We start from the raw sequence: 8,708 nt of genomic DNA, 5'->3' as shown, positions 1-8,708 counted from the left end.
CCTTTCGGCTTCGGACGCTCCCGCGGCAGCAGCGGTTCGACCACAGCCCAGAGGTCGTCAGGAACGAGAAGCGCCATCCCCCCTCAACGCCTCACACCAGGGTTTGTCCCAAACTTTTAGCGGCCTCAACCTCATGACCGCAGGCCGGTTGAGGATCTGCTCGATGCTGTTCCGTCGGTGCCCGGCATGCCGCAGGCTCGGACGCGAAGCTGCCACAGCTAACCACGCCCAGCGGGGCGGCGCCCACTTCTACTCCGGCGCGTCCCGCCGGCCACCCGCAACATCACCTCGGCCGTGTCGGTGCGGAAGTGCAGCAGCATGCCATGGGCGCCCCCGGTCCTTTGCGCCATTAGCGGAATATTGTAGCGGCGCAAGGTTTCAAGCGCCGCTGCTATATTCTGTTCTCCAATCCCGCCGAGAGTCACGGCACCGCCAAAGATCTTCGCTTGCAGAATCCGAAAGGTGCTGCCTCGGGCCAGCATGGCCTGCAGCAGTAGATCATTTGCTGCCTCGCCATAGCGTGCGTTACCAGCCCCATATGGCAGCACGTAATGATTGATTCCACCCTGCTGCCGTGCTGGATCCCACAGGCAGAGTGAGACGCAGGATCCAAGCACGGTAGTGACCACTGCTGGCGTAAGGGGGCAGACGATCTCGCCTGCCGCCAGGAAGATGCGTTTCAGCTTGCACCCTGCTTCCATGGTGTCATTGTGGCTTCGCACGTTGTATTTCGCCTGCTAGTGCCTCCAGTGGTAGCACCCGCTCGGCCGCCCCGAGCCCGATCGCCTCCTTCGGCATGCCGAACACCACGGATGTGGCTTCGTCCTGTGCCACCGTGCACGCTCCGGCCCGGCGCATCTCCAACAGGCCGCGTGCACCATCGTCTCCCATGCCGGTCATGATGATTCCGGTCGCATTGCTGCCGGCATACTGCGCTGCAGAGCGAAACAGCACGTCAACGGATGGACGATGGCGGGAGACCAGCGGGCCGTCCCTCACCTCCACATGATAGCGTGCTCCGCTGCGGCGCAGCAGCATATGCCGCGCCCCCGGCGCAATCAGCACTCGCCCTCGCAGCACAGTGTCGCCATCGGCCGCTTCCTTAACCTCCACTGCGCAGATACTGTTCAAGCGCTTTGCAAACGCAGCTGTAAAGCGTTCCGGCATGTGTTGGACAACAACAACGCCAGGGCAATCCGCCGGCAGAGCCTCCAACACCACGCGCAACGCCTCCGTGCCACCCGTGGAGGCACCGATACAGACCACGGACTCAGTAGTACGCGCCATGGACTGCCGCGCGACGGGCGGAGGCAGCATGGCGTCGGCCGTCAGCTTCTTCTCTACTGGACGCATTTCGGTGCGATAACGGGCGCCACGGCTCAGCCGCGCGCGGGCGGCCCCCTTGACAGCATCGCAGATGCGGATACGGGCTTCCATGAGGCCCTGCTTGGTGTCCAGCTTCGGCTTGAGGATGATGTCCACAGCGCCGGCTTCCAGCGCCTGCATCAGGGTTTCCGAGTGCAGCTCGACCAGCGACGAGCACATGACGACCGGGATGGGCCTTTGCGTCATGATCTTGCGCAGGAAGGTGATGCCGTCCATCCGTGGCATCTCGACATCCAACGTGATCACGTCCGGCACCTCCTGTTGGAGGCGCTTGGCGGCCGCGTAGGGGTCCGGCACGGCGCCGATCACCGTGATTTCCGGATCGGACTGGAGAATGTCGCTCAAGGCCTGCCGCACGACCGCGGAGTCGTCCACGACAAGAACTCGGACCTTGCCAGTCATGCTTACACTCGTCGGAAGACTGTTGCAGCAACGGCTTCCACCGGCAAGCCGAAGCCGGCCAGCGACTCGGAATGGCCGAGAAACAGGAATCCACCTGGACGCAGATGCGCGCAAACCCGTTCCAGCACGGCCTGCTGCGTCGCCTTATCGAAGTAGATGAGCACGTTTCGGCAGAAAGCCACCTCCATATCCTGCTCCACTGGATAGCTGGTATCCATCAGGTTCAGCCGGCGATAGCGCACCAACTGCCGCAGCTCCGGCGATACCCGAATCAGGCCGGCCGAGGCGCCACGCCCGCGCATCAGATAGCGCTGCCGCAGCGGCAGTGGCACCGGGCCAGCCATCTCCTCGGGATAGATGCCGAGCACCGCTGTCTCCAGCACGCGGGTGGAGATGTCGGTGCCCAGGATGCTGGTAGCGAAGCGCCTCTGCCTCGCTGCCTCATCCAGTACCATAGCCAGAGAGTAGGGCTCGGCGCCGGTCGAGGCAGCGACGCTCCAGGCTTTTATGCGAGCCTGGCCACTACGGTGCGGATCCTTCAGGAGAGCGGGGACAACCTGCTCGGCCAAAATTCGGAAATGATCCGGCTCGCGGAAGAACTCCGTCTTATTGGTAGTGACGGCGTCGATCAGCGATGCCGCCTCCTGCGCCAGCCCGTCGCGATCAAACAGGAAGGCGCAGTAATCCCGCAGGTCGTGGCAGCCCATCGCTGCCACACGCTTGCGCAGCCGGCCCTCCAGCATGGTCTGCTTGCTGCGAGGCATTTTGATGCCGCTGTACTCCTCGATGAAGCGCGCGAGGCGCAGGAAATCGGCTTCCCGCAAGCGATCCATGCCATCGGCCATGCTGTGGAACATCGCGTCAGTACCGTTCGAAGTCGCTGTCGCGGGCGTCGGGGCCGGCGGTCATGTCGAGCGTGACGCCGGCGGGGCGGGCCTTCGGCTTCGGCCGCGCCGGCGCTGCCGGCCGCTTCGCCATGCTGCGCGCCGTCACCTGCGTCCGCTGCGCCGGCTGCGCCACCGGCACCGGCCGCACCGGCTCCACCGCCACACCCCGCGCCTCGGTGCGGAAGAACGAGATGCTCGCCTGCAGTTGCTCCGCCTGCGCCGCAAGCTCCTCCGAGGTCGCCGACATCTGCTCCGAGGCTGAGGCGTTCTGCTGTGTCACCTTGTCCAGCTGCTGGATCGCCTGGTTCACCTGCTCGCCGCCGATGTCCTGCTCCCGGCAGGCCGCGCTGATCTCCTCCACCAGTTCTGCCGTCCGCTTGATGTCCGGCACCAGCCGCGCCAGCATCAACCCGGCCTCCTGCGCCACCTTCACCGACTGCGACGACAGCCCGCTGATCTCGCTCGCCGCCATCTGGCTGCGCTCGGCCAGCTTGCGAACCTCGCTCGCCACCACCGCAAAGCCCTTGCCGTGCTCCCCGGCCCGCGCCGCCTCCACCGCCGCGTTCAGCGCCAGCAGATCGGTCTGCCGGGCAATCTCCTGCACAATCGTGATCTTCTCCGCAATCGTCTGCATCGCCTGCACCGCCCGGCCCACCGCATCGCCGCTCAGCTGCGCGTCCGACGCCGATTGCCGCGCGATCTTCTCCGTCTGCGCCGCATTGTCCGCCGTCTGCTTGATGTTCGCCGCCATCTCCTCCATCGAGGCCGACGCCTCCTCGGTCGACGATGCCTGCTCCGTCGCACCCTGCGACAGCTCCTCCGCGCTCGCCGAAAGCTCCTGGCTCCCAGACGACACGTTCTCCGCAGCGCCCAGCGCATCCTGAACCACCGTACGGAGCTTCACGAGCATCTGCTCCAGAGCGATGCCGAGGCGGTCTTTGTCGGAATTGCGGCGCACCTCGGCGGTGAGGTCGCCATTGGAGATGGCGTCGGCAGCCAGCGCCATCTGGCGCAGGTTTCCCGTCATCTTATTGAGAGCCATGACAAGGTCCCTGATCTCGTCATCGCTGCGCACGTCGATCGTCTGGTCGAGATCGCCCCTGGAAACGTCCTGAGCCAACCCCACCGCCTTGGCCAGACCACGGCTGATACCCAGCGAGATCAGGATGCCTGCGCTCAGCGCCACCAGAAGGGCAACCAGGGCGGTGATCACCAGCATGGTGCGCGCCTCCTCGTAACGGCCCTGCAATGCTTTCCGGGTTTCGTCCAGCCGCGTCTGGTTCAGCGACACCAGAGACTGCAGCTGTGCCTGCACCTGCTGGAGCAGCTGCCGCAGCTCGTTGGTGGATAGTGCCAAGGCCCTGTCGCGCTGCTGCTCCCCGGCGAGCGTCATCACCCGGCTATGCAAACCCTGCCAGAGACGCAAGGAAGTGCCGTAGCGCTCCAGTAGCGGCAGCTCCGCAGCCTCGGCCCGACGCTGCCAGATGCTGCGCAGCGCCTCCGCTTCCTGCAGCGCGGCGTCCACGCGAGGGACCATCTGGGCGCGGAGCTTCGGATCGGGCTGCAGCAGAAAATCAGCCTCCAACCGGTTCACCTCACGCAGGCGCAATGCAATCTGCTGCACGACCTGCGCGGCCGAGGAGCCTTCGGCGGCCTGTTCCAGTCCCGCCAGCATGGCTGTGAAGGCGGCGGCGCCCTCCCCTTGCGCGAGCGCCCGGGCTTGCTCTTGCGTGTCCTGCTTGACCAGCTGGCGCATACGATCCTGCAGCGTCACATACTGCGTCCACAGGCCGTCGAAATCGCTGATCACCTTACGGCCGGTCGGGCTCGCGATCTGCAGCAGCTGATCCCGCGCGGCCAGCACGTCGCGGCGGCGTTCATCGATCTGCCGGTCGTAGATCGCGATCATCTCCGGATCGCGCACCACCAGGAGGTTCTTTTCCGAGCGCACGAGCAACATCATGTTGCTGAACACGTCCTTGGCCAGCTGTACGCGCTGCACCGGCCCGGTCAGCGCCTCCTCCACTTTGTCGTTGAAGGCGGAGAGCTGGTAGACGCCAAGCCCGGCCGCCCCAGCGGTCAGGAGGATGACTGTACCGAAGGCGGCGGCCAGTTTGGCCTTGATGGTTAAGCGCATGGTCGTCTCGGGCTCCGGTCAGTGAGGGAGGTGATGTTCGGTAGCGTGCTCGCTACCCCGGCGCGGTGCTGAGCTGGCGAAAATAGCTGCCGGATCGAGGACGATGACGAAGCCGTCGCCAAGTTGGCCGATGCAGCGCACGTGGTCGGGCCGGCAGCGCAGGCCGAATTTCGGTGTCTGGCTGGAAGCGATAGGCATGATTTCGCGCACCTCGTTCACCTTGTCTGCCAGTACGGCAACGGTGGTCGGCTCATCCGCAAGATCGATTTCCAGCACGATCACGCGCGTGTCGATGGTGACGGCACTCTGCTCGAAACCCAGCCGCAGGCGCAGATCGGCCAGCGGCACCACGCGACCACGCACGTTGATCAGCCGGTTCAGGAAGGCGGGTGCACTCGGCACGAGCGTGGTCGGACCGGGGTCGAGGATCTCGCGCACATGCCGCGTCTCCAGCGCAAAGCGTTCGCCCTGCAGGTTGATGGTGACGACACGCAGGTTGTCGGCCGGTTCAGGCAAGGTCATTTTCAGCGTGTCCTCAGGCTGCGGCCATCAGCTTCTCCTCGTGCGCCTGACCGAAGGCGACGAGGTGTGCGATATCCAGAATGAGCGCTACGCTGCCATCGCCCAGAATCGTCGCGCCTGAGAACATTTCCACATCGGCATGCAGCTTGGAGAGCGACTTGATGACCGTCTGATGGTCACCGATGACCTGGTCAACCACCAGGCCGACACGCTGATCGCCGGCCGAGACAATAACGGCCTTCTTGAGCGGTTCGGGGTCCGGGTTGGTGCCGAACATCCCGCTCAGCCGCAGGAAAGGGATGAGGCTGCCGCGCAGGTTCAGGAAGTTGCAACGCGTGCTGCCGGCTTCGGCATTCGCGTCCAGCTCAACACATTCCTCCACCGCCGTCAGCGGGATCACGTAGCGTCCCTCGCCGACCCTGACCAGAAGCCCGTCGATGATTGCCAGCGTCAGTGGCAGGCACAGCGTCACCTCGGTGCCCAGCCCGGGCTCGCTGGCAATGTCGATGCTGCCACGCAGAGCCTCGATGGTACGCTTGACGACGTCCATGCCCACGCCACGGCCGGACAGGTTGGTCACCGTCTGCGCCGTCGAGAACCCGGGCTCGAAGATCAGCTGGAAGACTTCCTGGTCGGTCAGTGGCTGGTCCGGGGAGATCAGCCCGCGTTCCTCCGCGCGGGCGCGGATGCGGGCGCGGTCGAGCCCCTTGCCGTCGTCGCGGATCGATACGCGCACCTGCGCTCCGGCATGCCGTGCCGACAGCAGCAACCGGCCGCGTCCCGGCTTGCTGCCACGCTCCTCCGGCTTCTCGAGCCCGTGATCCAGCGAATTGCGGATCAGGTGCACCAAGGGGTCGTTCAATCGCTCGATGACGGTCTTGTCGAGTTCCGTCTCCTCGCCCTGCATGACCAAGTCCACGTCCTTGCCGAGGTCACGGCAGAGGTCGTGGACAAGGCGGCGGAAGCGCCCGAAGAGCTGGGCGATGGGGACGGTGCGGATACCCATGGTGGTGTCGCGCAGCTCCAGCGCCAATCGCTCGATCTCCTCGGCCACCGAGCGGAGATGAATGTCGCTGCTGGCGCTGGCCACCTGCCGCAGGCGAGATTGTGCGATGACCAGCTCGCCCACACGGTCCATGAGCTCATCCAACTTGCCGGCCGGCACGCGCACGCTCTCGGCGGGTGAGGCCGCCTTGGCGGGGGCAGGCGCGGCAGGAGCGGCGGCGCGCACCTGGGCAGGCGGGGGGGCGCTCAGCGCGGCGGACGCCGCTTCCAGCGTCTCTTCTGGCGCGGACGGGCTGGCCGCGCTCGTCTCCAGCGGCGACAGGTTAAGCGTCATGTCGTCCAGGACGAACATGAACACTTCCTCAATGGCTGCACGTGAGCAGCTTGCCTCAAGCTCCGCCGTCCAGGTGATGTGGCAATCGGTCGGGTCCAGATCTTCCAGCGGCGGAACCTGCGTCTCCCTCGCGGTGACCCGGAGAGGTCCGAGTTCGCGCAACTCGTCCAGCAGCAGCAGGGGGTTGGTGCCCATGGCCATGGCGTTGCGCGGCAGCTGAATGCCAATGCGCCAGCCCTGTATGGCCGGCGCCTGCTCCTCGGCCGGCGGACTGACGGCAACCGGTGCCATATCGCCCTGAATGATGGCACGGAGGCCGACCAGGATTGCCTCCCGCCTCTCCGCTTCCGCCTCGGCCGGGCGCTCCAGCAGGATGCGCAGATGGTCCTGGGCGGCGAGCGCCAGCGCCACGAGTTCGCTGCTGGCGGCAAGCCGGCCCTTGCGCACCTCGTCGAAGGCGTTCTCGACATGATGAGTGAAGGCAGCGACGGCATCGAAGCCGAACATCGCGCCGGAGCCCTTGATCGTGTGCAGCGCACGGAAGGCGCTGTCGATCAGTTCCATGTCGCCGGGGCGGTGCTCAAGGTCTAGCAGAGCCTGCTCGAGCTGCTCCAGAAGCTCCTGGGATTCCTGGCGAAAGGTCTCTACAGGATCGGGGCTGCTCATGTCCCCAGGACCTTCTTCACCACGGTCAGCAGTTGATCCTGCTGGAAGGGCTTGGTGATCCAGCCAGTGGCGCCGGCGGCTTTGGCCTGCGCTTTCATGCCGGCATCCGACTCTGTAGTGAGGAACAAGATGGGCACGCCCCGATAGGTCGGCAGCTTACGCAGTTCCTGGATCAGCGCGAGCCCGTTCATGCGCGGCATGTTCAGGTCCGTGACCACCATATCGACGGCTGCGGCCTTGGCCTTGGTCAGGCCGTCCATGCCGTCTTCGGCTTCGAGCACGGCATAGCCGGCACCGGACAGCGTCATGCGGACCATCTGCCGCAGGCTGGCGGAGTCATCCACCGTCAGAATCGTCTTGGTCATGCGGCAGTCTCGCTTTGCATCCAGCAGGAAAATTGCGCGGCATTCTCGCCGGCGGGATCCGGAAAGCCGGCACGGGCAAGGGCCTCGCGCAGCGATGCTGGCAGCACGCCGCGCACCTGAACCGGCTTCCCGCTACGCTTGGCGCTCCGGCCTGCCGCGAGCAGAAGCTGCAATGCGCTAAGATCGGCCTCCGTCACCGCCGCGAGGTCGAGTTCCAGCCTCGGCTGAACCTGCACCGCGTGCAGCAGGCGCGCATGGAGATCCTCTGCCTCCCGTAGAAGCAGCGCCCCGCTGAGGACCAGACAATGGTCTTCCGCTGACGGCTCCTGTCCATCCTTCTCCATGTTGGCCTTCCGTCGCCGTTTTGTTGCTCTGGTAAAGCTTAGGTTGCAGGGGTGAATTTTCCTTGTATGAGCACAGCGCCGCCGGCGGCATTTGCGGGTGAAAGGCAGCGCGCCCTCGCCGGACCGTTCACGGCTCTGCCGTGTGAGGGACTGTTCTGCTTGCAGGATGCTGCGCCGGCGGGTTTCCATGGTCCGCCGCTGGTCGCTTATGGTCCAGATGCGGCGCAGCAGGCTGGCGGGGGCAGCATGAATGGCATGGACGCACGGGGAAGGCGCAGCCACCTCTCGGCAGCCTATCCTCATCAGCGGCTCTTCGGGGCCGCTGTCGTCCGCCAGTGGAACATGTGGGGCAACGCCGCGATGGAGAGCTTCCTCTCATCGCCGAGGAAAGCGGTTCCACAACCCGAGGCGGCGTCGCTCAGCCACCGCTATTCAACCCTATGGAGTTCGGGCAAATGGCCTAAAAGCTAAGGACAAAAGCGGCGGATCTGCCGCAGGCAGATGACGGCGCAGGCGAGTGTTGTCAGGGCGAGATGCAGGTCGGCGCGGCGCTCATGGCGGACGGTCAGGCGCCGGAAGCGGCTCAGCCAGGCGAAGCTTCGCTCGATGACCCAGCGATGGCGGCCCAGGCGGGCGCTGCTCTCGATGCCGCGCCGGGCG

Annotated in this window: 8 protein-coding genes and 2 pseudogenes; all 10 read right to left on the bottom strand. The window is 65.5% G+C overall.

What is annotated here, in order from left to right:
- Positions 1 to 218: 218 nt before the first annotated feature.
- Positions 219 to 722, bottom strand: coding sequence for a chemotaxis protein CheD (locus tag QMO56_RS26270; RefSeq protein ID WP_283530553.1), 504 nt, complete (start codon positions 720 to 722; stop codon positions 219 to 221).
- Positions 706 to 1,788, bottom strand: a complete 1,083-nt coding sequence (locus tag QMO56_RS26265; RefSeq protein WP_283530551.1) for a chemotaxis response regulator protein-glutamate methylesterase — start codon at positions 1,786 to 1,788, stop codon at positions 706 to 708. Before QMO56_RS26265 ends, QMO56_RS26270 begins: the two co-directional genes overlap by 17 nt.
- 2 nt (positions 1,789 to 1,790) lie before the next feature.
- Positions 1,791 to 2,645: a protein-glutamate O-methyltransferase CheR gene (locus QMO56_RS26260; protein ID WP_283530549.1), complete on the bottom strand. Its 855-nt coding sequence runs from the start codon at positions 2,643 to 2,645 to the stop codon at positions 1,791 to 1,793.
- Between the two features lie 4 nt (positions 2,646 to 2,649).
- Positions 2,650 to 3,825 (bottom strand): annotated as a pseudogene (locus tag QMO56_RS27070) (methyl-accepting chemotaxis protein); the annotation flags it as partial.
- Between the two features lie 510 nt (positions 3,826 to 4,335).
- Positions 4,336 to 4,812, bottom strand: a pseudogene (locus QMO56_RS27065) (MCP four helix bundle domain-containing protein); the annotation flags it as partial.
- A gap of 18 nt (positions 4,813 to 4,830) precedes the next feature.
- Positions 4,831 to 5,334, bottom strand: coding sequence for a chemotaxis protein CheW (locus tag QMO56_RS26250; protein ID WP_283530545.1), 504 nt, complete (start codon positions 5,332 to 5,334; stop codon positions 4,831 to 4,833).
- A gap of 13 nt (positions 5,335 to 5,347) precedes the next feature.
- Entirely contained in the window at positions 5,348 to 7,339 is a 1,992-nt protein-coding gene (locus QMO56_RS26245) for a chemotaxis protein CheA (protein WP_283530543.1), read from the bottom strand.
- Complete coding sequence (locus tag QMO56_RS26240; RefSeq protein WP_283530541.1) at positions 7,336 to 7,704, bottom strand: response regulator; 369 nt, start codon at positions 7,702 to 7,704, stop codon at positions 7,336 to 7,338. Before QMO56_RS26240 ends, QMO56_RS26245 begins: the two co-directional genes overlap by 4 nt.
- Positions 7,701 to 8,330, bottom strand: coding sequence for an STAS domain-containing protein (locus QMO56_RS26235; RefSeq protein ID WP_283530539.1), 630 nt, complete (start codon positions 8,328 to 8,330; stop codon positions 7,701 to 7,703). Before QMO56_RS26235 ends, QMO56_RS26240 begins: the two co-directional genes overlap by 4 nt.
- Positions 8,331 to 8,515: 185 nt before the next feature.
- A partial coding sequence (locus QMO56_RS26230) for a transposase (protein ID WP_283530537.1) occupies positions 8,516 to 8,708 on the bottom strand: 193 nt, incomplete at its 5' end.

The sequence above is a fragment of the Roseomonas sp. E05 genome, from assembly GCF_030063475.1.
Taxonomy (GTDB): Bacteria; Pseudomonadota; Alphaproteobacteria; order Acetobacterales; family Acetobacteraceae; genus Pseudoroseomonas.
The sequence above is the reverse complement of the archived record's forward strand: the minus strand, read 5'-3'. Positions and strand labels throughout refer to the sequence as shown.

Bases quoted from the DNA above. Each gene is read 5' to 3' on its own strand.
- QMO56_RS26265 (WP_283530551.1), bottom strand. From the start codon at position 1,788: ATGACTGGCAAGGTCCGAGTTCTTGTCGTGGACGACTCCGCGGTCGTG.
- QMO56_RS26250 (WP_283530545.1), bottom strand. From the start codon at position 5,334: ATGACCTTGCCTGAACCGGCCGACAACCTGCGTGTCGTCACCATCAAC.
- QMO56_RS26240 (WP_283530541.1), bottom strand. From the start codon at position 7,704: ATGACCAAGACGATTCTGACGGTGGATGACTCCGCCAGCCTGCGGCAG.
- QMO56_RS26245 (WP_283530543.1), bottom strand. From the start codon at position 7,339: ATGAGCAGCCCCGATCCTGTAGAGACCTTTCGCCAGGAATCCCAGGAG.
- QMO56_RS26260 (WP_283530549.1), bottom strand. From the start codon at position 2,645: ATGTTCCACAGCATGGCCGATGGCATGGATCGCTTGCGGGAAGCCGAT.